The sequence below is a fragment of the Komagataeibacter sucrofermentans DSM 15973 genome (genome assembly GCF_040581405.1).
In the GTDB taxonomy this organism is placed as follows: Bacteria; Pseudomonadota; Alphaproteobacteria; order Acetobacterales; family Acetobacteraceae; genus Komagataeibacter; species Komagataeibacter sucrofermentans.
The window spans coordinates 2,013,686-2,039,804 of the sequence record NZ_CP137157.1; the positions used below are offsets into that span (position 1 = coordinate 2,013,686).

Sequence of the window (26,119 nt, forward strand, 5' to 3'; positions counted from 1 at the left end):
GTTTTCTTCATTTATAGTCTGATACGCTCTGCCCGCCATAGCAGAATCACTGTATTGCCTTGATCACACCATGCCGCGCATGCACCGGGGGAACCGACAATGTCGTCTGTGACAGAAACTTCGGGAACGGAACGACATTACCTGCACCAGCTCACCTCCCTGCGCGGCGTTGCATGCCTTGTGGTGCTGTTTGGCCATGCCATACAGGTTTTTCATTACAACAACCCGCAGCGCACGCCCGTGCAGGCGGGGGTGCATGATCTCATCACCTACGCCTTCAATGCGGAAGCGGCGGTGGTGCTGTTCTTCGTGCTCAGCGGGTGCGTGCTTTCGCTTTCGCTGCGCAAATACGCGCATATGACGGCGCGCATCGTGGGCAGCTTCTACATAAAGCGTATTTTCCGCATCTATCCGCTGCTGTGGTTTTCCATCGGACTTGCCGTGCTCAGCATGGTGGTGGCGCGCGGACTGGTGCCTGACGGGGTGTTCGTGGGCTGGCTGTCACGCAACCTGCACACGCCGGTCTCCATCCGCAACACCATCGCCTCGCTCGCGGGCGTGTTCACCCGCTATAATGGCCCGATGTGGTCGCTGCGGGTCGAACTCATGTACTCGGTCGTGTTTCCGCTGCTGTTTGTGCTGATGCGCGGGCGCACGGCGCGGGTCGTGACGCTGCTGGCGCTTGCGGTCATCGCCCTGCTGCCGGTACCGCATGAGGTGGGCACGGTGTTTGCCCTGTCCTTTGGCCTTGGCGCGCTGATCCCGCTCTTGCCGGGCACGCTGGGCAAATATCATGGACTGTATGCGCTGGTGGCACTCATCGTGCTGCTGTATGACCGCTACGCGCTGGCGGGCCTGCACCTGCCCGAGCGCATTGCCGACATGATCGACACCCTGGCCGCCTTTGTCGTGATCCGCGACCTGTATGCATCGGGGCGGCAGTACCGCATCCTGCTCAGCAGGCCGGTCATTGTGGTGGGGGAACTGTCCTATGGCATCTACCTCATGCACCTGCCGGTCATGCTGATCGTGTTCACGATCGCAGGCCACCGCATGGGCACGGCCACGCTGCTGGCCCACCCGTCGATGACGCAGTTCACGCTTGGTGTCGTGACGGCGGTGCTGACCACGGCGCTGGCGGGGTTCACCTACCGCGTGCTTGAACTGCCGCTGCACAATATCGGGCGCAGGCTGGGTCGGAGCATCCTCGATGTAGCGCCAGCCCGCCCCCTCCCCACCACGCAGGATGCGGATACCCATGCCTCACGGATCTGATACATTCTCTTTCCTGCCAGCCAGCGCGCCTGCATTCCGGGCAGCCCCCGAGGTCAGCGCGCGTGCGCCCGCGCTGTCGCGGGCCGATGGCATATCGTGGCTGGTGGTGGCGGGCGCCGTGTTCAACCTGGTGCTGTGCTTCATCAACACCCGGCATGTCGTCACCGTTCATAATTCGGAAATCGTGCTGTGCGAGCTGTTCATCATTTTTCTCGCCTTCCTTGAGGTCCGCAACACAATCTCGCCCGCCGTGGTGCGCATTACCGGGGTGATGGTGTGTTTCGAGGTGGGGGCAAAGCTCATCAATCCTGCCCTGGACATGAAGATCCTGCACGATCTAGCCATTGCCTATGTATTCTACCAGCTTGGCACGCGCTCCACCCTGCGCGCGGGCGAGCGGACGATGTGGGTGATGATGGCGATCATCCTGTTCATCGGGTTTTTCGAGCTGATGTTCACCAACCTGTTCGGCATGGTGTTCGATGTCTGGACCTATTACGTGAACAAGGGCGTCATCGCCAGCACCACGGTCAATTACAGCAACACCAACCTTTTCATCAGCGGCAATCGCGGGGCTGCGGCCTCGCGCACGTTCTTCCAGTCCATATTCGGCTCACACCGCGTATCCTCCATTTTCCTTGAGCCGGATTCGCTGGGCAATTTCTCGGCCATCGGGTTTGCATGGTGCCTGAGCACCCATCTCGGCTCGCGGCTGCGCCATGCGTGCCTGTTCTTCCTTTCGGCCCTTTGTTTCGTGCTGGCTGATTCCCGCTTCGCCTCGGGCTGCACGGTGGCGATGGTGCTGCTGCGGCTGACCCCGCTGTACCGCTCGCGCTTCGTGGTGTTCGCCATGCCGGTGGCGGTGATGCTCGGCCTGATGATCCAGGGCGCCAACCACGAGATGCCGGGCATCCTGCCCTCCATCATTGGCGACAATTTCTCGGGTCGCCTGCTGTTTTCGGGCCGGCTGCTTGACTACTGGAACCTGCCGCAATGGTTAGCGCTCGCCCCCTCGCAGGTCTATACGGCGGATACGGGCTATGCCTACATCATCAACAATCTTGGCCTGCCGCTGACCCTGTTCCTGCTGGCGCTGTTCACCATGCATCCTGCCCGCACCGAAGCCGCGGTGTCGATGAAGGCGATGATCTCGCTCTACTTCTCGACCTCGCTGTGCATCGGGGCCTCGGTTTTCACCATCAAGACGGCAGCGCTGCTGTGGTTCCTGTATGGCACGACCAATAGCGTGGCCCCGATGGCGGAGACCGTGCGCCAGGTGCCCGCGCGCCTGAAATCCTTTCGCTTCAACCGCTTCTCCCCTTCAGCGGAGCATGTGACATGACAGTTTCCCCCTCTTCCTTCCGCTGGCCTGCATGGGCAATGGGCTGCATTGCGGGGGCCGGGCTGGCAATGGCCTCCTCCACACCGGCAGCGGCGCAGACCTATCGGGGCGTGAACCTTGCAGGGGCGGCCTATTCCTCCAACAAGCTGCCGGGGCGCTATGGGTATGACTATCTTTACCCCAAGCCTGCGGAGGTGGACTATTTTACGCAGGCCGGCATGAACACCTTCCGCCTGTCGGTACTGTGGGAGCGGCTGCAACCAACGCTAAGCGGCCCGCTTGATGAAAAGGAACTCCAGCGCGTCAGCCAGTTCATTGCCTACGCGCAGGCCCATAATGCCTCGACCGTGCTCGACATCCATAATTACGGGCGTTACCGGGGGCAGGAAGTGGGCTCGCCCGACGTGCCTGACGCGGCCTTCGCCGATTTATGGGCACGGCTGGCGCAGGCTTTTGGCAACAACACGCATGTGCTGTTCGGCCTGATGAACGAACCGCAGCAGCACGCGGCCGATGACTGGAAAAGCGCCGTGCAGGCCGCGATTGACGCCATACGCAAGGCGGGCGGCCACAACCTTATTCTGGTGCCCGGCATTGGCTGGGATGGCGCGCACAGCTTTACCAAACTCAACGCTTCGGCCCTGAGCCAGCTCCATGACCCCGATAACAAGCTGCTTTATGAAGTGCATGAGTATTTCGATACCGATGCCTCGGGCACGAAACCGGGATGCATTGCCCCTGACAGGGCGGTTGACCGCCTGCGCGGCTTTACCGACTGGCTGCACGCCAACCATGCCCGCGGCTTTCTGGGTGAGTTCGGGGTCAGCCGCCAGCCCGAATGCGTGAAGCTGCTCGACCCCGTCCTGTCGCATCTGCGCGACAATGCCGATGTATGGGCCGGATGGACCTATTGGGCGGCAGGCCCGCTGTGGGGCAACTATATGTTTACCCTTGAGCCCGACCATGGTACCGACCGCCCGCAGATGACAGCCATCAGGCCCTTTCTTGCAGGCGGCACGCACTGAGCATTTATTGCAACTGCATAACCGGAATTTCAGGAGCCTGTTCATGGATATAAAGACCTTCAACATCGCGGGCATGATGCTGATTACCCCGCCCCGCTTTGGCGATGAACGCGGTTATTTTTCCGAAACTTTCAATGCGGCCCGCATGAAGGAAGCTGGCATTACCGACGCCTTCGTGCAGGACAATCACAGCCTGTCGCGCCAGCGCGGCGTAGTGCGCGGGCTGCACTGCCAGCTGCCGCCGCACGCGCAGGGCAAGCTGGTACGCTGCACGCGCGGCAGCATCTGGGATGTGGGCGTGGACATCCGCACCGGCTCGCCCACCTTTGGTCAGTGGGTGGGCGTGACCCTGTCGGAGGAAAATGGTTCCCAGCTATGGATTCCGCCTGGCTTCCTGCACGGGTTCTGCACGCTGAGCGAAAATGCCGAAGTGCAGTACAAATGCACCGATCTGTGGAATCGTGAATGCGAACGCTCCGTGCGGTGGGATGATCCGCTGCTCAACATTGAATGGCCGGTCGCCCCGGGCGCCGCCATCCTGTCGGCCAAGGATGCGGCGGCGGAAGCGTTCTCCAACGTCAATGACTGGTTTCACGTCTAGAACGCCCCTCGCCCACCCTTTCCCTCCCGCAAGAGAAAACGCTCACGATGCTCAAATCGATCCTTGTCACCGGTGGTAGCGGCCAGCTTGCCAGCGCCCTTGCCGCCCAGGGCGATGTAAAACGGGCTGGCCGCCCCGGTTTTGATTTTGAACGGCCTGACACGATTGATGCCGCCTTCCGCGCGGCAGCGCCCTCCATTGTCGTCAATGCCGCCGCCTGGACCGCCGTTGACGCCGCCGAGACCCACGAGGCGGAAGCCGAACGCGCCAACAATACCGGCCCCGCCCATCTGGCCGCCCTGTGCCATGAACGGGGCATTCCCTTCATTCATATCTCGACTGACTACGTGTTCAGCGGCGACAAGGGCAGCCCCTATGTCGAGACCGACCCGGTTGACCCGCGCTCGGTCTATGGCCGCACCAAGGCGGAAGGCGAGCAGGCCGTGCTTGATGCCCACCCTGACAGCATCATCCTGCGTACGGCCTGGGTCTATTCGCCCTATAACCGCAATTTCGTGCGCACCATGGTCAATGCCGCTGCACAGCGCCCGGTTCTGCGCGTGGTGAGCGACCAGAGCGGCAACCCCACCAGTGCCGACCAACTGGCTGATGTCATTTTCAGGATCATCGCCCGCATTGAGGAAAACGGCTGGAAAGCGGAATACGCCGGTATTTTCCATGCCGTGGGCGAAGGGGCGACAAGCTGGTACGAACTGGCCCGCACCGCCATTACGGCTGCCGCCCGCCGGGGCAACCCATTGCCCGAGATCGAGCCTATCACTACGGCGGACTGGCCCACGCCCGCCCGCAGGCCGCCCGATGCAAGGCTGGACTGCACGCGCCTCAAGCAGGTCTTTGGTTGCGCTCCCGGTCCGTGGGCACCGGAGGTGGACCGGGTTGTGGGCGAGATCATGAAGCAGGAACAGAAGTAAAAACATTTCCGCGTGCCGCCTTTTTCAAGGCGGCATTTTTCTCAGCATCCTGAAAAAAGCTTTACCAAAACTTCTTACATTTTCAGGTACGGCTACAGGCCGCCACGGGCTATGTGCAGCCGCTGGACCGCGCGCTTAAAGGCCGCGCGGTAAAGTTGGCTGCGCGATACCGCACCGGGAAAGCGCCTGAGTTCGCGCCGCAGGTGACTACCGGGCATGAAGTAATGCCGCACGAAATGCGTCTGCCGCAGCAGGCTGGCAATATAGCGCTTCTGGTCCAGAACAGGGTGCACGAAGGTATGCCCGCCTGCAGGCAGCACCAGATCGGCCTCAAGAATGGGGGGAAACCATGTATAACGCGAGACATCGCCATACCGGCCAAGCGGCACGAAACTGAACCCCGCCTTTTCTATTTCCGATGCCACGAAGGCTTCGCCCAGCGGCCAGAATTTGATTCCCGCCCCCGGTGCCGACATGGCGCGCCGCCGGGCCGCCAGATGCACAAGCGCCCTGCGGGAAAAGAAGGAAATGCAGTTAAGCGAAGCGCGTAGCTGCCCATTGGGATAGATCCCGGTATGAAACGCGGTCCAGTACCATGACAGGTCAGCCACAATGGGGTGCGCCACGAAATCGGCCCCATCGGCGATCATGTCAGCAAGCAGGCGGTTGCCGTTGCCACCGATGCAGGCATCATATTCAACAAACAGATAATACGCATAATCGGGAATGCAGGCCTGCACCTGATAATGGGTGTAATCGGCATTCCACCACAGCAGGCTGCCTTTTTCAAAACGGTTGGCAAACCCTGCTTTCACCATATCGGCATTGCAGGTGCGCAATACGTTGGGGTGCGGAATATTTCCTGCAAAGCCGCCTGTCTCATCAATGGAAATGAAAATGTCCGTATCAGGAAAAGTAGCCTGCAGGCGCTGCAACTGGCGCTGCACGAAACTGTCCCACGCATAGGTTTTCATTACAATAGCGCATGTTCGTGCAGCATTCATGTCAGTCACGTTCCCTGATTCATTCGTATTATGACCTAAATTGACCGAAGGATATTTCAGTTTTCCTATTTTTTGTGAATATATCCTATAGGATAAAACACGGACAATTTTTTTTCCGTGCATGAATTTTTATTTTCTTTTTCATTTATCGTATACTTCAGCCATACATACGATCACTTAAACGTGTGGTAAACGATATGCCCCTGTGCGCGTTAAAAATGTACATGGTATGTAATTTTCCAGACACCCCGACGGCAGATGCCATAAAGCACTGCATTCAGAACAATGCTTGTACTAATCACCGAATTCAGTAAATCGGAATGTAAAAAATGACAGAAATGTCGCTCCCGGAAATATCGTTCATCCGATCCAACATTCCGAAGATCAGCCAGTTATCCGAGAGCGTCATCGCAATGGAAAACTCGGGCATCTATACCAATTATGGCCCGATCAACCAGAAGTTCGAAAAACGCCTGGTCGAGCAGATGTTCGGTGGCGTGGGCCAGTGCGTAACGGTATGCAACGCCACCATCGGCCTCATGATGGCGCTTAAATACGTCACGCGCCACACCGACCCCGAGCGGCAGCGCTACATCATCATGCCATCCTTTACATTTGCCGCGGCAGCGCACGCCGTGCTGTGGGCAGGGTTCATACCGCTATTGTGCGATATAGACCAGCAGGACTGGATGGCATCGCATGATGCGGAACAGGCACTATTGCAACAGTACAAAGATCAGGTTGCTGCAATATTTCCCTACGCCACCTTCGGCAATGCAGCCGATCTGGCATACTATACGGAACTCGAACGGCGCACCGGCATTCCCGTCGTGATTGATGCCGCAGCCTCACTTGGCGCGCGCGATGGGCAGGGCAACGGCTTTGGCCAGGGCTCGCCGCATGCCATTATCTGTTCTCTTCACGCAACAAAAACAATGGGGATTGGCGAAGGCGGATTCATTTACGCCAACAACCCCGAGATGATCGAAGCCCTGCGGGCCATGGGCAATTTCGGTTTTGGCCAGGTCCGTCATGCCACCATGCCGGGCCTCAACTCCAAGCTGCCTGAAATCGGAGCGCTGCTGGCCCTGTCGGGGCTGGAGCAGCTTGATGCCGTGGTCGAGAAAAAATGCAGCATAGAACGACTGTATTACGACCTGCTGCCCGAATTCACGTTCCAGCGCCAGCACGGCACGCGCACGGCCTATCAGTTCCTGCCCGTGCGCCTGCCCGCGCAGTACGCGCCGCACCGCCGCGCGATACTGGAGCGCATGAAGCAAAAGCGCATCGGCACCTCCACCTATTTTTCGCCCCATCTGCATGAACAGAGCTATTTCGCCGCCAATAGCGTAGCGGGCGACCTGAGTGTGACCAGAGCACTGGCCGCATCCATCGTGTCGCTGCCGCTATGGCATGAAATGACCCCTGAAATGGTGCATTACGTATGCCGTGAATTCAGGGCCGCCTGCCATGCCCAGATATGCTGAGCCCCCGTCGTTCCCCCAACCACGGAAAAACGGACCCATGCCCCATGTCCACCCACGCGACAACGCCCATCCTCATTGCTGGTGGCGGCCCTGCGGGCATCGCCATCCTGCTTGCCGCCTCCCGCCTCGGCCAGTTGCCCCACCTGCTTGATGCGGGCGTGACCCTGGTTGAACAGGGCAGCACGATCGGCTCTGGCATGCTGGGGCGCTATGTCATCAATTCCGACAGCGCGGCCGAAACCTTTGTCGATGCCATTACAGCCAACCCCGTGCCCGAACTTGCCCGCCTGACCCACCACCCCCTGGTGGAAATGATCCGCAGCAAGGGCAGGCAGCCCCTGCCGCTACGCATCGTGGCGGATTTCCTTGATGTGGTGGGCCATGTGCTGACCGAGATCATCGCAGCCCATCCCGCCTCCCGCCTGCTCACCGGCTGGCGGCTTGAAACCCTGACCCGGCAGGCTGATGGCGGCTGGCTGGCCGATCTTGCCGCAACCCGTGGGGGGCACAGGCAGCAGGTAATTACGAGCAAGGTGGTGCTGGCCCTTGGCGCCTGCCAGCCCGAAGCACGCCTTTATACCGAGAACGTGGCGGGCCGCCCCCTGCTGCCGCGCTACGAGGGGCATATCGTGCAATCCGATGCCCTGCTGGCCCCCGAGGGCATGCACACCCTGCGCGCCATGCTGGCCGGATGCGAAAAACCCAGGATCACCATTATTGGCGGCGCGAGCAGCGCCCTGTCATCGGCCAATGTCATTCTGCGCGACATGGGCGAGCGGATCGCGCCGGGGCACCTCACACTTCTGCACCAGTCCCAACTCAAGCTGTTCTACCGCACGGCGGAGGAGGCACAGGCCGACGGGTATGCCGATTTTACGGCCAGCGACATCTGCCCGGTCAGCCAGTTCGTGCATCGCTTTGGTGGGCTGCGTTATGATTCGCGCAATCTGGCCATGCGCCTGATGGGCATTGCGGGCGCCCCGCCCGAGCCGCGCCTGCACGCGCTGCGCATGACACCGGACAATAACACGCAGATACAGCACCTTCTGGATCACTCAGATGCCATTATCGCCTGCCTGGGCTATAGCCCGAAGCGCGTGTGCGTGCAGGACACCAACGGCCAGCCCATCGCCCTTGCGGCAGACCAGCCCCAGGGCGCCCTGACGGGTGCGCATTGTGGCATTCTCGATCAGGCGGGGCATGAAATTCCGGGCCTGTTTGGCATTGGCCTGGCCTCGGGCTTCAGGCCATCGGGGGCCATGGGGGGGGAAGCCAGCTTCCGCGGGCAGGTCAACAGCCTGTGGCTGTGGCAGAACGCCATCGGGGAAAGAATACTGGCGCATATCCTGCCCCCTGCGGCCCGCGCACGTTCCTCTCCCGTGCCGACGCGGCCGTTTGACCTCGCGCGCGGGCATGTGCATCTTTAAAAAATCAATGTTTTTTCCAGAGTGCCGCCTTTTACAAAGGCGGCGTTTTTCATACCGCCAGTTCAGCGCAACCGGTCGAAGGTGCCTGCCTTGAGGGCGGTCTCGATTTCCTCAAGCGAGCGACCACGGGTTTCGGGCACGTAGCGCCATACAAACACGAAAGCCAGCACGTTCAGCCCCGCATACATCCAGAACGTGCCCGCAGCACCAAGCGCCTGCACCAAAGAGAGCGTGGTGAGCGAGATCAGCAGGTCCGCCGTCCAGTGTGTCGCGGCCACAAGGCTCATGCCCTTGCTGCGGCATGAGAGCGGATAGACCTCCGCACCGACCAGCCAGATCGCCACCGACAGGCTGCCCACGTTGAATATGGCGTAACAGACCACAGCCGCTGCCGTGATCCATGTATTGATGCCATGCGTCGCCCCCTGGGCAAACATCGCCGCCAGCACCATGAGCGATACCGCAGCCCCCGGCACCAGCCGCAGCAGCAGCCTGCGCCGCCCCCACGCATCAACCGCCCAACTGCCAAAGGCGGTGGAAATGACCATGGCCACGCCAATGGCGATCGAGGTCAGCAGCGCCGAACCCTCGCCAAACCCGACACCCGCGAAAATGGTGGGCGCGTAATACAGCACCGCGTTGATGCCGGTAATCTGGCAGAACAATGCCACACCCACCGACGCCACCACCGCAGGCCGCACCCAGGGCTGCAGCAGGGCCGACCACGGGGCCTGCTCATCATGCATGGCCACGATGGCATCGAGTTCCGCGCGCGCGGCCACCGGGTCGCGCCGCAGGCGCTGCAATACGTCAAACGCGCTTTCCAGCTTGCCTTTCATGGCCAGCCAGCGCGGGCTGCGCGGCAGGAGCGACATGCCACCAAACAGAATGACCGCCGGAATGATGCCAAGCCCGAACATGAGCCGCCATGACTGCGCGCGGAACAGGTAGCCCACAATAAACGAGACAAGAATGCCGGTCACAACAGCCAGCTGGAACAGCACGACCATCTGGCCGCGTTTTTCACGCGGGGCGATTTCCGCGATATAGACCGGCACGATCTGCGAGCACATGCCCACGGCCAGCCCCAGGATGAAACGCGCCGCGACCAGCACCTCCACCCCCGGCGCAAACGACGCCACCAGCGTGCCGACAATAAAGACAAGGGCCGCGAACATGATCATGTAGCGCCGCCCCAGCCGGTCCGACAGGGGGGCAGCCATCAGGCACCCCGCCAGCGCCCCGGCCACAATCGCCGACGTCACCACCTGCTGCCCCAGCGTGCCCAGGGCAAAGTCCGGGGTGATCTGGAGCAGGGCGGCGGAAATGATGCCCGTGTCATACCCGAACAGAAGGCCGCCGGTCGCGGCCACGCCTGCGATCAGGTTGACAATGCCGGAGCCGGAAACCGTTTGACTGTGATGCGCCATTATTATGCGTTCTTTCAGCTGTGCCGGGTCAGGGCGGGGCGGCGGGCGCCCGGGGTTATTGCAGCGGTATCTTCACCACCAGCCAGGGGCGTTCTTCCATGTCGTGCCCATCATGGAACACGGGCAGCCGCCCCCACTGGCCCACGGTCAGCCACAGCGCGTTATCCTTGATGGTCAGGCCATCGGGCGCGATCAGGCGCGGGTCATGGGCCACGACCGAAAGCTGCCCATCAGGCAGGCGGCGCAGCACGGCGTGGCGTTCGATATCGGTCAGGTAAAGGGAATTGTCCGGCCCTGTGGCCATGCCGTCCACCACGGCGTCCTCTCCTTCATCACGCACGGCATGTTCAAGCTGCGCGGGCTTGGTGGCGGGGTTGGCCAGCAGCGCGGTTGGCGCGCTGTACAGCCTGCGGCTGGACAGGGGCTGCCAGTACAGCGTGCTGGAATCAGCGCTCAGCGTCACGCCGTCAATGCCGCCCTGCCCCATGGCCGGATGCGCCATGTCATAACGCAGCATTTTGCCATCGAGTTCCATGGCGAAGCCCTGCTCGGCACTGACGGAAGGCGCGTTTTCAAGCACGCGGCGGGCATGACCGGTGGCGATATCGACCACGATGATGGCCGGGTGATCCATCTGCGAGGTATCGCTGATGAAGGCCGTGCCCTTCTCGCCATGCGTCAGGTCAACGCGCACGTCATTGACGTGGCTGTCCGTGCGCGTGGCGCCCGTATCGGGGCCGAGCGCAATGGTGGCGATGATCTGGCCACTCTTGGGGTCCAGCCCGATCAGCGCCGGGGTGGCGGGCGCTGCCTGCCCGGCCACGGTGCCTTCATCCACGATCCACAGGTGGCCCGCTGTATCCACCGTCATGCCGAGAGGAGAAATGAAACGCGCCTGCGTCGCCTCATCGGGGAAAGGAATGGCCTTGCCCTTGACCAGCTGGCCAAGGCGCGGCCCCTTGTGGTCAGCAGCACTGCGGGGGAAAGCGATGACCAGCCGCCCATCGGGCAGGGCCGCGATGCCAGAGGGCTGCATGTCGGCAAACCGGGCCACCACGGTGACATTGCCGCTGGGTGCTGCGCCATGGTCCACGCTGTCTTTGGCATGGGCGCCAACGGGCGCGAGCAGGGCCAGCAGCGCCGCCCCACAGGCATAATGATGGAAAAGACGGGAGAACAGGCGTGTTTTCATCAAACTATATCCATTTCCTTATTCTTGCCCGACATGCGTAACATGATCGTCATAGGGCCATAACCGTATTTTTCCACACCCTGACCCGCCCGTGCCCTCAGGCCGGGAGAGCGGCCATCGCCCCGCGCAGGGCGGGATAGAGCGCGCGATAACGGGCAAGCGGGGCGGCATAGGCTGCGCTCATGTCCGCATCGGGCATGAGCGTCTCCTCACGCGGTTGCGGCTGGCACACCGCGCCCACCGCCTCCGCCGTTACCGCGATCCGTGCAAGACGCGCCGCGCCAAAGGCCCCGCCCTGCGCCCCATGCGCCAAGCGGTGCAGCGACAGCCCCGTGACATTGGCAATGATCGAGACCCACAGGCGGCTGTGCGAGCCACCGCCAATCACGTCCGCTCCGGTCAGGACAGACCCGGCATCGGCCAGCGCATCGACCACATCGCGAAACGAGAAGGCAACGCCTTCAAGCACCGCCTGCGTCATGTCCGCCCGCGTGGTGGCATCCGACAGCCCGGCAAAACCACCACGGATCTGCCCATCATTATGCGGCGTGCGCTCACCTGACAGGTAGGGCAGGAACATGACGGGCGAAGGCTGCGTGATTTCGGGCGGCAGTTCGGCCAGCAGGGCGCTTTCCGTCATGCCCGTAGCACGCGCCCACCACGCCAGCGAGGACGCAGCCGAGAGCGTGACCCCCATCTGGTGCCACGTATCAGGCACGGCATGACAGAACGCATGGATACCGCCCTGCGGATGCGGGCGAAAACGGTCGGTCGTAACCCACAGCACGCCCGATGTGCCCAGCGACAGGAAGGATGACCCCGCCTGCACCGCCCCCAGCCCCACGGCACCGGCGGCATTGTCACCGGCCCCACCCGCCAGCACGGGGCGGTCCTTCATGCCCCACCGCCGGGCCAGATCGGCATGGAGCAGGCCCGCCCGTGCGGTGCCCTCCACCACTGCGGGCATGGCCTCACGCCCAAGCCCGGTGGCCGCCAGCGCCGCATCCGACCAGCGCCGCCCGCCAACATCGAGCCACAGCGAACCTGCGGCATCCGACATGTCATCAATCATCTCGCCGGTCATGCGGTAGCGCAGCCAGGCCTTGGGCAGCAGAACATGGCGGGTGGCGGCAAACACCTCCGGCTCATGTTCCGCCACCCAGATCAGCTTGGGCGCGGTAAAGCCGGGCATGGCGATATTGCCACACACCTGCCGGCTATCGGGAAAGCGACGCTCGAATTCAGCGCATTGCGCAACGCTGCGCAGGTCATTCCACAAAATGCATGGCCGCAGCACGCCCCCATCAGCGCCAAGCAGCACGGCGCCGTGCTGCTGGCCCGACAGGCCAATGCCCACGACCTGCGCCATTTCGCGCGGGTTCGCCGCCGCCAGTGCATCCATGGTGAGCACAAGCGCCTCCCACCAGTCCTGCGGGGCCTGTTCGCTCCAGCCCGGCTGGGGAGATGTCACGCGCAGGGGGTGGGCATGGCTTGCAACGACCTGCTGCCGGTCATCGACCAGCACGGCCTTGAGGGATGATGTACCCAGATCCAGTCCGACAAACATTATTGTTATTCCCGTGCCACAACTGGCATTGCAGTCGCGGCATTGCTGTTTTCTGCTTGTTCAGGACTTTACTCAAGACATACCATCCGCCTGGTGGCAAGCACCGGCCGGACACCTTATGGTGACCGGAATGCGGACTGGCACGGGAAATTAAAGTTGCCCGCCCGACGGTTGACGACGCTTTTTGAAAAAGGCTTCACCAAAAACTTTTTCAGAAATAGTTCGTGGATAAAATAAAAGTTTTTTGGGGTGCCGCCTTTTTCCCTAAAAAGGCGGCACTGTGATTGCAATACGGACTTTACGCAGTCGCCACTTCATGCCCGATGAAAGCTTCCACAACGTCATTGACGGCAGTGGCACTTTCAAGCTGCGGCATGTGCCCGATGGCGGGCAGGATGTGGCGGGTCACGCTGGCCGGCAGGCCATCGGCCTGCGCGACTGGCAGGATTTCATCCGTCTGCCCCCAGATCAGGGTCACCGGCACATCCGCGCCCGCCAGCACGGGGCGCAGGTCATCGCCCTGCTTTCCACCCGGAAAACACGCTTCCGCCACCTTGCGCAGGGCGGCTTCCGCCCCGTCGAGGCGCTTGTAGCGCAGCACGTCATCGGCCATGCGCCGCCCGATCAGCGCCTTGTCATGCACGAGGTATTTCAGCACGTCCTGCACGCCACGCACCCGGTCGGCCTCGATAAAGCCGTTGATGAAGTCCATGTTGATCTGCGGCCCCAGTCCGGCGGGCGCGATAAGGGTGAGCGACGCTACCTTCGCGGGCTGGGTCTGCGCCAGTGTCAGCGCAATGCCGCCACCCAGCGAATGGCCCATCACATGCACGCGCGAAAGATCAAGATGCGCCAGCAGTTGCGCCGTAACATCGGCAAAGAACGCCAGCGTGCCCGGACCCACATCCTTTGACGAGCCGCCATGCCCCGGCAGGTCGAACGCAATGACGCGCCGCCCGTGCGCAAGGGCTGCGTGATTGAGCATCCAGTTCTTGAGGTCGCCGCCAAAACCGTGAATGAGCACAAGCGGCGTCCCCTCGCCCGCCCCCCGGTCATGCACGCGCAGGCTGTGCGCGCCCACCTGCATCATCACCGGCTCATCGGCGGCCTCCGCCCCTTCAGATGCATCGGAGGCGGCTGCAAAATCAGCCTGAAAGCGGGTGATGAACGCATCGATGTCCGCATCAGCCACCGCCGCATCCGCCATGATGCCGATCAATGCGCCCACGGGCAGCATCTCGCCATTGGCCGCCACATGGCGGCGCAGCAGGCCGGCCACCGGGCTTTCAAAGGTATTGGTGATCTTGCTGGTCTCGATATCAACGAGTTCCTCACCCGTCGTGACCTCGGTGCCGGGCTCGACCAGCCAGCCCGCAATCTTGCCCTCCGTCATGGCAAGACCGAATTTGGGCATGGTGATGGGGGTGATGTCGGGGGTCATGTCACACTTTCTCCGTTACGCGGTAGTTCATGGTAGCGGTGACCGCAGCCTCGATCTTTTCAACGCTGGGCAGGTACAGCGTTTCCAGCACGGTGGCGAAGGGCACCGGCGTGTGCGGGGGCACCACGCGGCGGATGGGCGCGCGCAGGGTATCAAACGCCTCCTCCGCCACCAGGGCTGCAATATCGGTGGCCATGTTGCAGCGCGGGCTTGATTCATCAACAATGACCAGCCTGCCGGTGTCGGCCACGCATTCCAGTATGGTTTCGCTATCCAGCGGCGATGTGGTGCGCGGGTCGATGACCGTGCAGCCTATGCCCTTTTTGGCCAGCCTGTCGGCAGCCTCGTTAGCCATGCCCACCATGCGGCCAAAGGCCACGATGGTCACGTCATCGCCTTCGCGCGTCAGGTTGGCCTCGCCAAAGGGGATGGCGTAGGACTCATCGGGCACCTCTTCCTCCACGTCATACATCACCTTGTTTTCAAGGAAGATGACCGGATCATCATCGCGTATGGCTGAAATGAGCAGGCCCTTGGCCTCGTAGGGCGAGGACGGAATGACCACCTTCAGCCCCGGAATGTGGGTGAACAGCGGATACAGCGCCTGGCTGTGCTGGGCCGCGGCATTGAAGCCCGCGCCGTACATGGCCCGGATGACCAGCGGCGTGCGCGCCTTGCCGCCAAACATGTAGCGGAACTTGGCCGCCTGGTTCATGATCTGGTCAAGGCAGCACCCCACGAAATCGACAAACATCAGTTCCGCCACCGGGCGCAGGCCGGTCACGGCTGCGCCTGCCGCAGCGCCGATATAGGAGGCCTCGGTAATGGGGGTGTCGAGCACGCGGGTCTCGCCAAACTCCTCGTACAGTCCCTTGGTCACGCCCAGCACGCCGCCCCAGGCATCCTGCGTATTAGCCGAGCCACCACGGCCACCCGCCACGTCCTCGCCCATCAGGATGACGGTGGGGTCGCGGCGCATTTCCTGGCGCAGGGCCTCGTTGATCGCCTGGCGGAAGCTTTTCTTGCTCATTGCTTGTCTCCTTCGCGTTGGGGGGCCGGGTCAGTAGCGCACATACACATCGGCCAGCAGGTCGGCGGACTGGGGTAGCGGGTCATCCTTGGCCTGCAGCACGGCGGCCTCGATCTCGTCGGTTACGGCGGCATCGACCTCATCAAGCACGCTGTCCTCGAACAGGCCCGCCTGCGTCACGCGCTCGCGGAACAGCTTGAGGCAGTCATGGTCGCGCTTGGCCTCGGCCACTTCGCCCGGGGCGCGATAGGTCATGGCATCGCCTTCAAAATGGCCATACCAGCGCTGCAGGTGCACATGCAGCATGATCGGCCCCTTGCCCGCGCGCGCATGGGCAATGGCCTCGCCCGCAGCCTCATGCACCGCGAAGTAGTCCGAGCCATCGCATTCGATATACGGCATGCCAAAACCCGCAGCCCGCGCCTTCTGGGTGCCAGCACAGGCAAAGGAGGCCCCGGTGGCCTCGCCATAACCATTGTCTTCCACCACGAACACGGCGGGGAGCTGCCAGACGGAGGCGAGGTTGAGGCTTTCAAGCGTGGTGCCTTCATTCGAGGCGCCATCGCCATAGAACGCCACTGCCACGCCCCCATCGCGCAGGGTCTTGTGCGAGAGCGCGGCCCCACAGATCAGTGGCGGACCACCACCCACGATGCCATTGGCCCCCAGCATGCCGCAGGCAAGATCGGCTATGTGCATCGAGCCGCCCTTGCCCCGGCACACGCCGGTGCTGCGGCCATAGATCTCGGCCATCATGCCCGCCACTTCAACGCCCTTGGCAATGCAGTGGCCGTGGCCGCGATGGGTGCTGGCGATGGTGTCATTATCGGTCAGGTTGGCGCACACGCCCACGGCGGAGGCTTCCTCGCCGCAATACAGATGCACGAAGCCTGGTATCTCGCCGGTTGCAAATTCGACATGCAGACGCTCTTCAAACATCCGGATGGTGCGCATTGCCCGATACGAGCGCAGCAGCGTTTCACGCGCTATTTGCATGGGTCTTTTCCCTGTTTCTTCCCTGGTCCCGTCACGCATGCCACGCGGCATGCAACCGGGCTGTGGGCAGCACACACGCAAGCCCCCCGTGGGCGCAAGCACGCCGCCCCGGTGCTTCACGCCCATGTGACGGCGGCGGTACGAAGTGTCGCGAAACCGCGCCATGTGGCCGCGTGTTTAGCCGCCACTCCTCCCAATCTTGCAAAGAGACAGCATGCCGCACGGTTCCGGTTTCCCGCCTGCCTTTCCTGCACGGCCTGCCCCCTCCGTTATCGGAACAGGGCTTGAGGCCTCATGGCGGCGCTGCCAGCACGACTACGCGCTTGACCCCAGCACGCCCGCGCTGCCCGATGTGCTGTCGGGCACGGAACTGCGCCATGCCTGCCAGCACGCGGGCCGCATGCTGTATTTTGCGGGGCCGGAAATGACGCGCCTGCACCATGCGCTTGAACCCGTGGGCTACACCGCCCTGCTAGCCGATACCGCGGGCGTGGTACTGGCGCATAACGTGGCGGGGGCCTTGCAGCGCGGCTGCCGCCGGTGGAACCTGTGGCCCGGCGCCGTGTGGCACGAGCGCCATGCGGGCACCAACGGCATTGGTACCTGCCTTGCCGAACAACGCAGCATAAGCGTGCACCGCAATGAACACTGGCGCAGTTTCCTGCATGGGCTGACCGGCATTGCAACGCCGGTCTATGACGCGACGGGCCGCATGGCGGGCGCGCTCAATGCCAGTTCCTACCGCCCCTCGCCCGATGGCAGCCTTGGCGCGCTCATCGCATCAAACCTTCTGCAGGCCGCGCGCCAAATCGAGCAGGCTTTCTTCATGGATCTGTATCGTGGCCATACCATCATGCTGCTTGGCGCAGCACAGGAGGCATCGGCTTCCGTGCCCATGATGGCGCTCAACCGCGAGCGCCACGTAGTGGGTGCCACCCATGCCGCGCGCGCGCAGTTGGGCCTGCCGCCTGCCAGCGATGTCAGCCTGTGCCTGATGGAGGAGACCGCCCCGCGCGCCCCGTTGCGCGAGGCCCAGGCCATGGCCATCCGCACGGCCCTGGCCAGCGCGGGCGGCAAGGTGGCGGTGGCGGCAAGGATGCTGGGCATAAGCCGCTCGACCCTGCACCGTAAACTGCGTGCCTTAGCCGACACGCAGGCGACCATGCGGCCCTGACATTTCCCTACCCCGCACAAGCGACCATCCCGCGCCTTATGCCCTTGCACGCCCCATGCGGGTCCGGGCCAGGGAGACAGCGCGCCACAGCACCATGGCCATCAAGGCCGCCGCGTAGCTGACGCTGGTGGCGTTATAGGTCTTGAACGCCAGTAGAAAATGCACCGCAACCAGCACCGCAACGCCATAAACCAGCCGGTGCAACCGGCCCCAGCGCCGCCCCAGCCTGCGGATGGACCAGTCATTTGATGTGAGCGCGAGGGGCAGCAGCAGCATGAAGGCCGCAAACCCGAGCATGAGGAAGGGCCTGCGCGTGATGTCATGCCACAGCACAGCCAGATTGCCCTGCTGGTCGAGCGCCACGTAAACACTCACATGCATCAGCGCATACCAGAACGCCAGCAGCCCCAGCACGCGACGGTAGCGCAGCAGGCTGATACCGCTCACGACCCGCAGCGGCGTGACCAGCAGGGCCGCAAGCAGGAAGCGCACCGCCCACAGCCCCAGCCACCGCTCGAACACATTGACCGGGTCCGGCCCCAGCCTGTCCTGCGCGCCATACCAGAAATAGAGCGCCGCAGGCAGCAGCCCCACCGCCATCAGCGCCATTTTCTCACCACGCCATGGCAACAGCGTGCGGGTGCGCCCCGCCCCGGTCAGGCGCGGCATGCTCAGTAAAAGCTGCGCAGGTTCATGGTGCCATACAACCCGGCCACCTGCTCGCCATAGCCATTGAACATGAGGGTTTTCTTACGCCCGCCGCCAAAAAATCCGCCCGCGCCGATCACCCGTTCCGAGGCCTGGCTCCAGCGCGGGTGATCCACGTCGGGGTTGACGTTGGCGAAGAAGCCATACTCGGCGGGGTTCATCTGGTTCCATGTCGTGGGTGGCATCCTTTCCACCAGTCTGATGCGGGTAATGGACTTGATGCCCTTGAAGCCATATTTCCACGGCACGACCAGCCTGACCGGCGCGCCGTTCTGGTTGGGCAGGGTCTCGCCATACAGGCCCACGGCCAGCAGGGTGAGCGGGTGCATGGCTTCATCAAGCCGTAACCCCTCCACATACGGCCAGGCCAGGCTGTCGAGCCCACCCGTCTGGCCCGGCATCTCGGCCGGGCGCACGACCGATTCAAACGCGACATAACGCGCGCTGCCCAGCGGCTCGGCCAGAGCGAGCAGGCTGGCCAGCGGAAAGCCATCCCACGGGATGACCATCGACCACGCCTCGACACAGCGCATGCGGTAAAGCCGCTCCTCGATCGGCATAGCGGCGATCAGCGCATCAATGTCCCACACGCGCGGATGGGCCACCAACCCTTCGACCGACACGGTCCACGGCCGCGCATGAAACCGGCCGGAACGGGTTGAAGGATCAGTCTTGTCCAGCCCGAATTCATAGAAGTTGTTATAGTGGGTCACGTCTTGCAGCGGGGTGGGTTTTTCCGCCGCCTGAAAGGGGCCGGGCCGGGTGTGCAGGGGCTCGGCCAGGGCGCGTGGCGCGGCGCCGACCGCCATGCCCAGCGTTGCCCCCGCCAGCAGCCTGCGCCGCGACAGCCAGACCTCGCGCGGCGTAATCTCACCTGATGACAGACGCGGATAGGACCATCGGGCCATGCAGACCTCTCCTCATTGGGTGTTTGCAACACGTCAAACGCATCGCACCCTGCGCGGTATCCCGGCCATGCACAAGACGGGCCGCAGGACACGACCCGCCTGTTGCCTTCAGTCAGTCAGGATCAGGGCGCGGCATGGGCCGTGGCGGGTCGCCTGCGCATTTTTCCAGGCAGGACGGGCACAGGCAGGCTGACCCGGCCTGCGTGGGCACGGGGCGCACCGGCGGCAGCTTCATGCACCAGCAATCGCCATGCGGATCGCACCCGAACGGTGCCTGACAGAGGGCGCAGTAAGCCAGTTTCTCTTCCCCTTCCCCCACCGCGCAGGTTTTGCATGCCACGGACAGCGCCACGCCTGATGGAATATTTGAGTTTTGTGGCCCAAGAGCCATAGCACACCAACCGGGGCCGACAATGAAGAATGGAGAGGTGTTCTGGCCGCCCTCCCTCAACCTGCGCCATGAACTGCAAAAGACCGGTCCTGGCGCTGCTCCTCATCCAGATGGAATTCCACCGGCACGCTCAGCACGACCGGATCGCCTTTGACCTCGGCAGGGGGAACCGGCAGGGGTTCCGCCCGCCTGAGCAGGGCAAGCGTTTCCTCATCCAGCAGCGCATGGCCTGCGCTATGCCCGATGCGGGCCGAAAGGACATGGCCCTGCCGGTCCATGGAGAAATGCAGCACCGCAACGCCTTCCTGCCGCCCGGCCTGCGCTTGGGCGGGGTAGCGTTTGTAATGTTCAAGCCGTGCCAACAGCGCGGCCTGCCAGGTGGGCACGGCATGGGTGGCATGGGCCGGATCAGCCCCCGGCATGGGTGCCGCCTGCATCGCGGCTGGTGGTGCGACAAGGCTCGGCGGTGCCGTTGTTGCCGCGGCGGGGGGCTTACGGTCAGGCGGCGCGTCCCTGACGGGGGGCGTGGGCCGTTTCTTCTTTGGCGGGGGCTTGCGGTCTTCTGCCCGTGGCACGGCAACGGGCGGGTGGAGCGCGGGCGAAGGGGGCGCGCTGATCTCGGGTGGTGGCTGCGGCGTGGGATCAGGCTGCGAGAGAGACTGCATGGGGCCGGGCGGCGCATCGGTGGGGGGCATAGGGGTGGCTACGGGTTCGGGTGCCAGATCAATGGCAATGGCCGCAGGCGGGGCCTCGGGCATGGGCATGACCGTGGGCGGCTGCCGCATCACCCACCACGCAGCACCCGCCAGCGCGCCCAGAACCACCAGCAGCGATGCGCCCCATACCAGCCCGGCACGCCGGTCAGCCCGCCGCAGGCTGGCCGCGTGCCATAGGGCAAAGGAACCTGCGCCGTCATGAGGTAAAAAAACGGCGGGCATCAGGGGGCCACACTCCCCTCACCCGCATTGTGCAGGTTGACCAGGGCAACCTTCAGATAACCCGCGGTGCGAAGCCGGTCCATCACACCCATCAGCGTAGCGTAATCCACGGTTTTATCCGCCCGCAGGAAAATACGCCCGTCATGGTTGCCCTGCGTTGCGCCGGCAAGGGCTGCGGGCAGGCTGTCGGCTGTCACGTCATCCTCGCCCAGCGCCAGCCCGTGATCGGCCTTTATGGTGAGGAACACCGGCGCATCAGGGCGCGGCACGGGCTTTTCGGTCGAGGAAGGCAGATCAACGGGCACATTGACGGTGGTGAGCGGGGCCGTGACCATGAAAATCACGAGCAGCACCAGCATCACGTCAATAAAAGGCGTGACATTGATCTCATGTGCTTCATGCACACTGTCATCATCATGGCGGATACGATGCATTGCCATCACCTGCCCCCCTATTGCGCCGCCGCGCGGGCATCATGCAGGGCGTAGCCGCGCTGCACCATGCTGCCCTGCGCCGCACGCCCCAGATCACGCGAGACAAGGCGCATGACCAGCGCGGTCAGGTCGGCCACCTGCGCCCGGCACCCCGCCGACTGGCGCATGATGTGATTATAGATCACCACCGCCGGAATGGCGGCCACAAGGCCGAGGGCGGTTGCCAGCAGGGCCTCGGCAATGCCAGGAGCCACCACGGCAAGGCTCGTGGCCCTGCTGGCCGCAATGCCGGTAAACGCGGTCATGATGCCCCATACCGTGCCAAACAGCCCGATAAAGGGAGCGGTGGCGCCAATGGTGGCCAGCAGGCCGGTGCCGCGCATGAACCGGCGCCCTTCGGCGGCCTCCAGCCGTTCAAGATGGAGCACTGTGCGTTCCTTCACCCCCTCCGCATCACCCGCGATACCGTGCGAATGGCTGCGTTCGGCCTGCACCGCCACGAGCAGGGTGCGAGCAATGCGGCATGGGGGCGCGCCATCAGTTGCATCCGCCACCGATGCGCATGCCTCCAGCACGGTGGCGGCATTATGTAACTGCCTGCGGGCCAGCAGGAGTTCGACGGTTTTGGCAATCAGGATGGTCCATGTAACGAGGCTGCACGCCACGAGCACGAGCATGACGCCGCGCACCACGGAACCCGCATTCATGAACATCTCCCACGCAGAGAACGTCATGGGCGAAGGAAGGACTGGCGGCATGAATGAATCCTGGCTTTTTACTATATGGATACAATAACGGCATGTGCATTTTCTGTTCAGGCAACGCGATCATTCCTGACACACCCGAACAGCGCAGTTGTGCCCGCATGGGCATGCCGCACCAGCAGATGGCAAATTCCTGCATTTTATGCAAGTGATAATCAATATCATAAATGTTGGCGTGGTGGCCCGCGCCCCGTCCCGCCGCAGCCAGCATTGCTGTACTCCTTTGATAAGACAGGCTGCTTTACGCCACACACTGCTTGCATGACTATATAATTACATATTATTTCATATTTATTATTGATGATATTACGTTGCCCTCAAGCAACACCCAGTTCTGTTCTTTGTTATAATAATGATAATCATTTGCGTTATGTGTTGCGAGCAATTATCAACACCCTGTTTCCGCCATAATAATCAGACAACGCACCCGCCTTCAGGGTGCAGCAGGAGTGGTGAATTGAGCCAGCCAGAACTGTCCCCCACCAGAGCACAAGGGCACGGGCTTCGCGTTGCCGTGGCCCTGGGCATGTCGGTCGGCCTTGGCGCGGGGGCGGATGAAGCCCATGCCGAAGCCCCGCCCGAACCGACCGATACAGCCGACAGCACCATCAAACTCTCTGCCGTGCGCGTGGGCGGCCAGGCCCGCACGGCAGATGCCGGCATTGAAGCAGGCAACACCAACAGCGAGAGCCTGCATATCGCACGCATGCCCACCAGCGTGCGCGATACGCCGCAGACCATTACCGTCGTGCCACAGGAACTGATCAAGCAGCAGCGCGCCTTCACGCTCGACCAGGCGCTGGCCAACGTACCGGGCATCACCCTTTCCACCGGCGAGGGCGCGGGCGGCCTGAATGGCGACCAGTTCCGCATTCGCGGGCTGCAGGCGCGTCAGGATATCTATACTGATGGCCTGCGTGATTTTGGCACCTATACGCGCGATACGTTCAATACCGAGAGCGTTGAAGTCATCAAAGGCCCGTCGGGCGAGTATTTCGGCGCGGGCAATGTAGGCGGCGTCATCAACCAGAGCCAGAAGCACGCCCATGCGGGCAACAGCTACAGCTATGACCAGACTTTTGGCAGCGGGCCGCTTTTTCGTGGCGTGGGCGACATCAACTACCAGATCAATGAGGACATGGCCATTCGCATCAATGGCATGTTCAATAAACAGGATGTGGTTGACCGCGACAACGTGACATCGAACCGCTACGGCGCCGCAGTCGATTTTGGCGTAGGCCTGCGCAGCAAAACATCATGGCACCTGACATGGCAGTGGCTGAACACCAACAGCAAGCCCGATTACGGCGTGAGCATGCTCAATGTGGGCGGCATCTATCGCCCCATTACCGATTATGGCGTGGCGCGCAACACCAGCTACACCCGCAATTTCGACTTTGACCGCTCCAGTATCCACGCCCTCACCTCCGCGCTCAGATCAAACATCACGCGCTGGTTCACGCTCACCAATGACACGCGGCTGAGCCTGTACGAACGTGATTATACCGCCACCACGCCCGCTGCCTGCTCGGGGGCGTGCGCTGCCGCCATCCTGTCGGGTGGCAATTACGCCCTGCCCTATGGCGCGGGCGGCGGTGTGGCTTACCGGCAGCAGGGCTGGGGCGTGCAGAATGTCATCATGGGGCGCGCGCGTTTTGACACCGGCTTTGTCCATCATGACCTCAAGGCGGGAGTGGACATCAACTACACCAGTGATTCACGCTGGCCGGGCAGTTTCACCAACCGCGACAAAAACCAGACCATCCGCAACCCGCAATATGCCTATCCGGGCACGTCGCTCAGCTTTCCCGCATCGGGCTACGGCAATGCCAATGCACGTGACCTGGGGCTGTTCCTCGCCGACCGCATGCAACTGACCCGACAGCTTTCGCTGTTCGGCACGGCGCGGTGGGATTCGTTCAGCAGCACGTATTACAAGCAGTCAAGCGCAAACGACGGCCGCGCCGAGCAGAAATCCGACCGCTGGAGCCCCTCGGGCAGCATCATGTATTCGCCGCTGAAGGACACATCGTTCTACTTCACCTTCGCGCGCTCGTACAAGCCCGTGGGCACCGATGTTTCCTCGCTGGTCACGGTCAAGCCGCAGGTGGGCGACGTGGCGCAGAAGGGCATCAACCTCTCGCCCCAGCGCAGCGACCTGTTCGAGTTTGGCAACAAGTCAGACTTCTTTCACAAGCGGCTGGGCACCACGGTCGCCTTCTTCCAGATCAGCGAGAACAATTCGCGCTATTATGACGTGAATGGCGACATGAAAACCGGCTTTGCCGATTCCGGCAGCGGTCGCCGCATCCGTGGCGTGGAACTCAGCGCGAACGGCAAGATCACGCGCGACTGGCAGGTCTTTGCCTCCTATTCCTACATGGACGGGCACGTGACCCACAGCAACACCGGCGATAACGGCAAAACCGCGCCACAGGTGCCGCACAACAACATGTCGGTGTGGAGTTCGTATGACCTCTCGCGCCTGCTGCTGCGCCCACAGTGGGGTGACCTCAAGATTGGCGGTGGCGCACAGTATTCATCAGGCTACTGGGCCGGGCCGGACACGACCAATACAGCCCGCATGCCCTATACCTTCAACCTCAACGCCATGGTTTCGTGGGATTACAGGCACTACCATGTCTCGTTCAACGCCAACAACATCACCAACCGGCTCAACTATGCCTCCTCGTTCTCCGGGTCGCGGGCGGTGCCTTCGCCGGGGCGTTACTTCCTTGGCAGCATTGGCGTATCATTTTGATACTTCTGCATTATTGAACAGAACAATACCGTTCTGAAATGAACGAAAGCGGACAGGCCGCCCCCAGTAGCCGCCCCATGCCCCAGCAGCCCGGCGTGGTGGAGACGCAGCTCATGCTGGGGCAGATCCACCTTGATCAGGGCCGGATGGATGAAGCCTTCACCATGTTCGAGGCCGCCGCGCGCAGCAACGACCCGCGCGCGGTGAACATGCTCGGCCGCGCGCATGAGCGCGGCTGGGGCACCACGCGCGACCCGGCCACCGCAGCCCTCTATTACACCCATGCGGCGGATAGCGGGTATGGGTGGGCGCTGTTCAATCTGGCTGACCTGTATCTGGCAGGCCAGGGCGTGCGGGCCGATCCGCATCGCGCCCATGTCCTGTATGTAGCCGCCGCCCGGGCGGGAGTCGCCAAGGCCTTGAACATGCTCGGGATCATGGCGGAGCAGCGCATGGTGCCTACTGCCTCGCCTGCAAATGCACCCATGTTCTTTCATGCTGCCGCAGCGGCGGGCGACTGCTGGGGCTGCGTCAACCTCGCGCGGCTGCATCTGGCAGCAGGCCAGACAGCGCAGGCCATTCCCTGGCTGCGCAAGGCGCTGGACCATGGCTTTGGGGATGTCTTTACAGCCATTGCCACGCTTCTGGCGGCACGGCCCGCCCCCTTGCTGCACCCTCTGGCGCGTGAGGCAACAGAACGGATGAAGGCCGGATGTTTGCCCGACAGGCTTTTAACCCCGACACGATCGCATGACACATGAAACCGATGATAAAAAAATACGCCACGCCACTCATTACCGGCCTGTTCCTGGTCTCGGCCATTTCCGGCACGGCCCTGTTCTTTCACTGGATGCCGGGCATGTTCCACTCCATGCATGTCTGGCTGAGCATGGTGCTGCTGCTGCCTTTCGTGCTGCATATGTGGCGCAACTGGCCACAGTTCCTGCTTTATTTCCGCACGCCTTCCATGCTGCTGGCCTGCGGCCTGTCGCTGGTGGCGGCCATTGCCTTCATGCTGACCACGGGGCATGCGGGCGGCAACCCGGCGCGCCAGCTTTTTCCCCTCCTGACGCATGCGCCACTGAACACACTGGCCCCGGTGCTGCACATGGCGCCTGACGCGCTGGCCGAACGCCTGAGCCATGAAGGCTGCATGGTCCATTCCACTGGCGAGACGCTGGATGAAATCGCGGCCAGTTCCGGCCAGAAATCAAACGACCTCCTGCTGCGCCTGCTGCCGCATCATAACGATCACAGGCATTGAGCACGATGATCCAGCCAACGGGGAATTC

The 26,119-nt window shown here is 62.6% G+C and carries 24 protein-coding genes; 11 read left to right on the top strand and 13 right to left on the bottom strand.

All coding sequences use genetic code 11. The annotated features are described in order from the left end of the window. The first annotated feature begins 99 nt into the window (after window positions 1-99). From R5N89_RS09610 to rfbD, 5 genes are read left to right on the top strand one after another with little or no spacing between them, the layout of a single operon-like run. Complete coding sequence (locus R5N89_RS09610) at window positions 100-1,275, top strand: acyltransferase (RefSeq protein ID WP_110569139.1); 1,176 nt, start codon at window positions 100-102, stop codon at window positions 1,273-1,275. After that, complete coding sequence (locus R5N89_RS09615; protein WP_244192172.1) at window positions 1,259-2,617, top strand: polysaccharide polymerase; 1,359 nt, start codon at window positions 1,259-1,261, stop codon at window positions 2,615-2,617. The genes R5N89_RS09610 and R5N89_RS09615 overlap by 17 nt, the downstream gene beginning before the upstream one ends. Beyond that, window positions 2,614-3,642, top strand: coding sequence for a glycoside hydrolase family 5 protein (locus R5N89_RS09620; protein WP_208624684.1), 1,029 nt, complete (start codon window positions 2,614-2,616; stop codon window positions 3,640-3,642). The genes R5N89_RS09615 and R5N89_RS09620 overlap by 4 nt, the downstream gene beginning before the upstream one ends. A gap of 43 nt (window positions 3,643-3,685) precedes the next feature. Further along, a complete protein-coding gene (gene rfbC, locus R5N89_RS09625; protein WP_110569140.1) occupies window positions 3,686-4,243 on the top strand; it encodes a dTDP-4-dehydrorhamnose 3,5-epimerase in 558 nt (185 codons plus the stop codon). Window positions 4,244-4,290: 47 nt separating this feature from the next. Then, the gene (gene rfbD / locus R5N89_RS09630) at window positions 4,291-5,175 is read left to right on the top strand and encodes a dTDP-4-dehydrorhamnose reductase (protein ID WP_110569141.1); all 885 of its coding nucleotides are present in this window, start codon (window positions 4,291-4,293) and stop codon (window positions 5,173-5,175) included. A gap of 92 nt (window positions 5,176-5,267) precedes the next feature. On the opposite strand, the gene R5N89_RS09635 is transcribed toward rfbD, so the two are convergent. Beyond that, on the bottom strand, window positions 5,268-6,149 hold the full coding sequence (locus tag R5N89_RS09635; protein WP_244192173.1) for a hypothetical protein: 882 nt from the start codon (window positions 6,147-6,149) through the stop codon (window positions 5,268-5,270). A gap of 359 nt (window positions 6,150-6,508) precedes the next feature. Between R5N89_RS09635 and R5N89_RS09640 the strand changes: the two genes are divergently transcribed. Then, window positions 6,509-7,666 carry a DegT/DnrJ/EryC1/StrS family aminotransferase gene (locus tag R5N89_RS09640; RefSeq protein ID WP_244192174.1) on the top strand — a complete coding sequence of 386 codons (1,158 nt, stop codon included), beginning with the start codon at window positions 6,509-6,511 and terminating at the stop codon, window positions 7,664-7,666. 44 nt (window positions 7,667-7,710) lie between these two features. Next, window positions 7,711-9,093 carry an aminotransferase DegT gene (locus R5N89_RS09645; protein WP_208624685.1) on the top strand — a complete coding sequence of 461 codons (1,383 nt, stop codon included), beginning with the start codon at window positions 7,711-7,713 and terminating at the stop codon, window positions 9,091-9,093. A gap of 62 nt (window positions 9,094-9,155) precedes the next feature. Here the strand turns inward: R5N89_RS09645 and R5N89_RS09650 are convergent, their stop codons facing one another. The 6 genes from R5N89_RS09650 to R5N89_RS09675 form a co-directional block, all read right to left on the bottom strand. After that, on the bottom strand, window positions 9,156-10,523 hold the full coding sequence (locus R5N89_RS09650) for a sugar porter family MFS transporter (protein WP_110569143.1): 1,368 nt from the start codon (window positions 10,521-10,523) through the stop codon (window positions 9,156-9,158). 55 nt (window positions 10,524-10,578) lie between these two features. Then, window positions 10,579-11,715: an L-dopachrome tautomerase-related protein gene (locus R5N89_RS09655; RefSeq protein ID WP_110569144.1), complete on the bottom strand. Its 1,137-nt coding sequence runs from the start codon at window positions 11,713-11,715 to the stop codon at window positions 10,579-10,581. A gap of 97 nt (window positions 11,716-11,812) precedes the next feature. After that, on the bottom strand, window positions 11,813-13,282 hold the full coding sequence (gene xylB / locus R5N89_RS09660; protein ID WP_110569145.1) for a xylulokinase: 1,470 nt from the start codon (window positions 13,280-13,282) through the stop codon (window positions 11,813-11,815). A gap of 298 nt (window positions 13,283-13,580) precedes the next feature. After that, window positions 13,581-14,723 (bottom strand): acetoin dehydrogenase dihydrolipoyllysine-residue acetyltransferase subunit, encoded by a 1,143-nt coding sequence (locus R5N89_RS09665; protein ID WP_110569146.1) that lies wholly within the window; start codon window positions 14,721-14,723, stop codon window positions 13,581-13,583. Window position 14,724: 1 nt separating this feature from the next. Further along, window positions 14,725-15,753 (bottom strand): alpha-ketoacid dehydrogenase subunit beta, encoded by a 1,029-nt coding sequence (locus R5N89_RS09670; RefSeq protein ID WP_110569147.1) that lies wholly within the window; start codon window positions 15,751-15,753, stop codon window positions 14,725-14,727. Window positions 15,754-15,783: 30 nt separating this feature from the next. Further along, window positions 15,784-16,749, bottom strand: a complete 966-nt coding sequence (locus R5N89_RS09675) for a thiamine pyrophosphate-dependent dehydrogenase E1 component subunit alpha (protein ID WP_110569148.1) — start codon at window positions 16,747-16,749, stop codon at window positions 15,784-15,786. Between the two features lie 214 nt (window positions 16,750-16,963). On the opposite strand from R5N89_RS09675, the gene R5N89_RS09680 reads away from it, so the two are divergent. Continuing rightward, window positions 16,964-17,923 (top strand): helix-turn-helix domain-containing protein, encoded by a 960-nt coding sequence (locus tag R5N89_RS09680; protein ID WP_110569149.1) that lies wholly within the window; start codon window positions 16,964-16,966, stop codon window positions 17,921-17,923. A gap of 36 nt (window positions 17,924-17,959) precedes the next feature. On the opposite strand, the gene msrQ is transcribed toward R5N89_RS09680, so the two are convergent. From msrQ to exbB, 6 genes are all read right to left on the bottom strand, one after another. Continuing rightward, a complete protein-coding gene (gene msrQ / locus R5N89_RS09685; protein WP_110569150.1) occupies window positions 17,960-18,592 on the bottom strand; it encodes a protein-methionine-sulfoxide reductase heme-binding subunit MsrQ in 633 nt (210 codons plus the stop codon). A 2-nt stretch (window positions 18,593-18,594) separates the two neighbouring features. Continuing rightward, on the bottom strand, window positions 18,595-19,539 hold the full coding sequence (gene msrP, locus R5N89_RS09690; RefSeq protein WP_110569151.1) for a protein-methionine-sulfoxide reductase catalytic subunit MsrP: 945 nt from the start codon (window positions 19,537-19,539) through the stop codon (window positions 18,595-18,597). 112 nt (window positions 19,540-19,651) lie between these two features. Next, window positions 19,652-19,774 carry a hypothetical protein gene (locus R5N89_RS09695; protein ID WP_265001317.1) on the bottom strand — a complete coding sequence of 41 codons (123 nt, stop codon included), beginning with the start codon at window positions 19,772-19,774 and terminating at the stop codon, window positions 19,652-19,654. 212 nt (window positions 19,775-19,986) lie between these two features. After that, on the bottom strand, window positions 19,987-20,868 hold the full coding sequence (locus R5N89_RS09700) for an energy transducer TonB (RefSeq protein WP_110569152.1): 882 nt from the start codon (window positions 20,866-20,868) through the stop codon (window positions 19,987-19,989). After that, the gene (gene exbD / locus R5N89_RS09705; RefSeq protein WP_110569175.1) at window positions 20,868-21,302 is read right to left on the bottom strand and encodes a TonB system transport protein ExbD; all 435 of its coding nucleotides are present in this window, start codon (window positions 21,300-21,302) and stop codon (window positions 20,868-20,870) included. Before exbD ends, R5N89_RS09700 begins: the two co-directional genes overlap by 1 nt. A 17-nt stretch (window positions 21,303-21,319) precedes the next feature. Further along, window positions 21,320-22,060 carry a tonB-system energizer ExbB gene (exbB, locus tag R5N89_RS09710; RefSeq protein ID WP_110569153.1) on the bottom strand — a complete coding sequence of 247 codons (741 nt, stop codon included), beginning with the start codon at window positions 22,058-22,060 and terminating at the stop codon, window positions 21,320-21,322. A gap of 463 nt (window positions 22,061-22,523) precedes the next feature. Between exbB and R5N89_RS09715 the strand changes: the two genes are divergently transcribed. The 3 genes from R5N89_RS09715 to R5N89_RS09725 all read left to right on the top strand — a co-directional run bounded on the left by R5N89_RS09715 (window position 22,524) and on the right by R5N89_RS09725 (window position 26,091). Beyond that, window positions 22,524-24,827: a TonB-dependent siderophore receptor gene (locus R5N89_RS09715; RefSeq protein ID WP_208624686.1), complete on the top strand. Its 2,304-nt coding sequence runs from the start codon at window positions 22,524-22,526 to the stop codon at window positions 24,825-24,827. A gap of 77 nt (window positions 24,828-24,904) precedes the next feature. Continuing rightward, window positions 24,905-25,588, top strand: a complete 684-nt coding sequence (locus R5N89_RS09720; RefSeq protein WP_110569155.1) for a tetratricopeptide repeat protein — start codon at window positions 24,905-24,907, stop codon at window positions 25,586-25,588. Then, window positions 25,585-26,091 (top strand): hypothetical protein, encoded by a 507-nt coding sequence (locus R5N89_RS09725; RefSeq protein ID WP_110569156.1) that lies wholly within the window; start codon window positions 25,585-25,587, stop codon window positions 26,089-26,091. Before R5N89_RS09720 ends, R5N89_RS09725 begins: the two co-directional genes overlap by 4 nt. The last annotated feature ends 28 nt before the right edge of the window (window positions 26,092-26,119 follow it).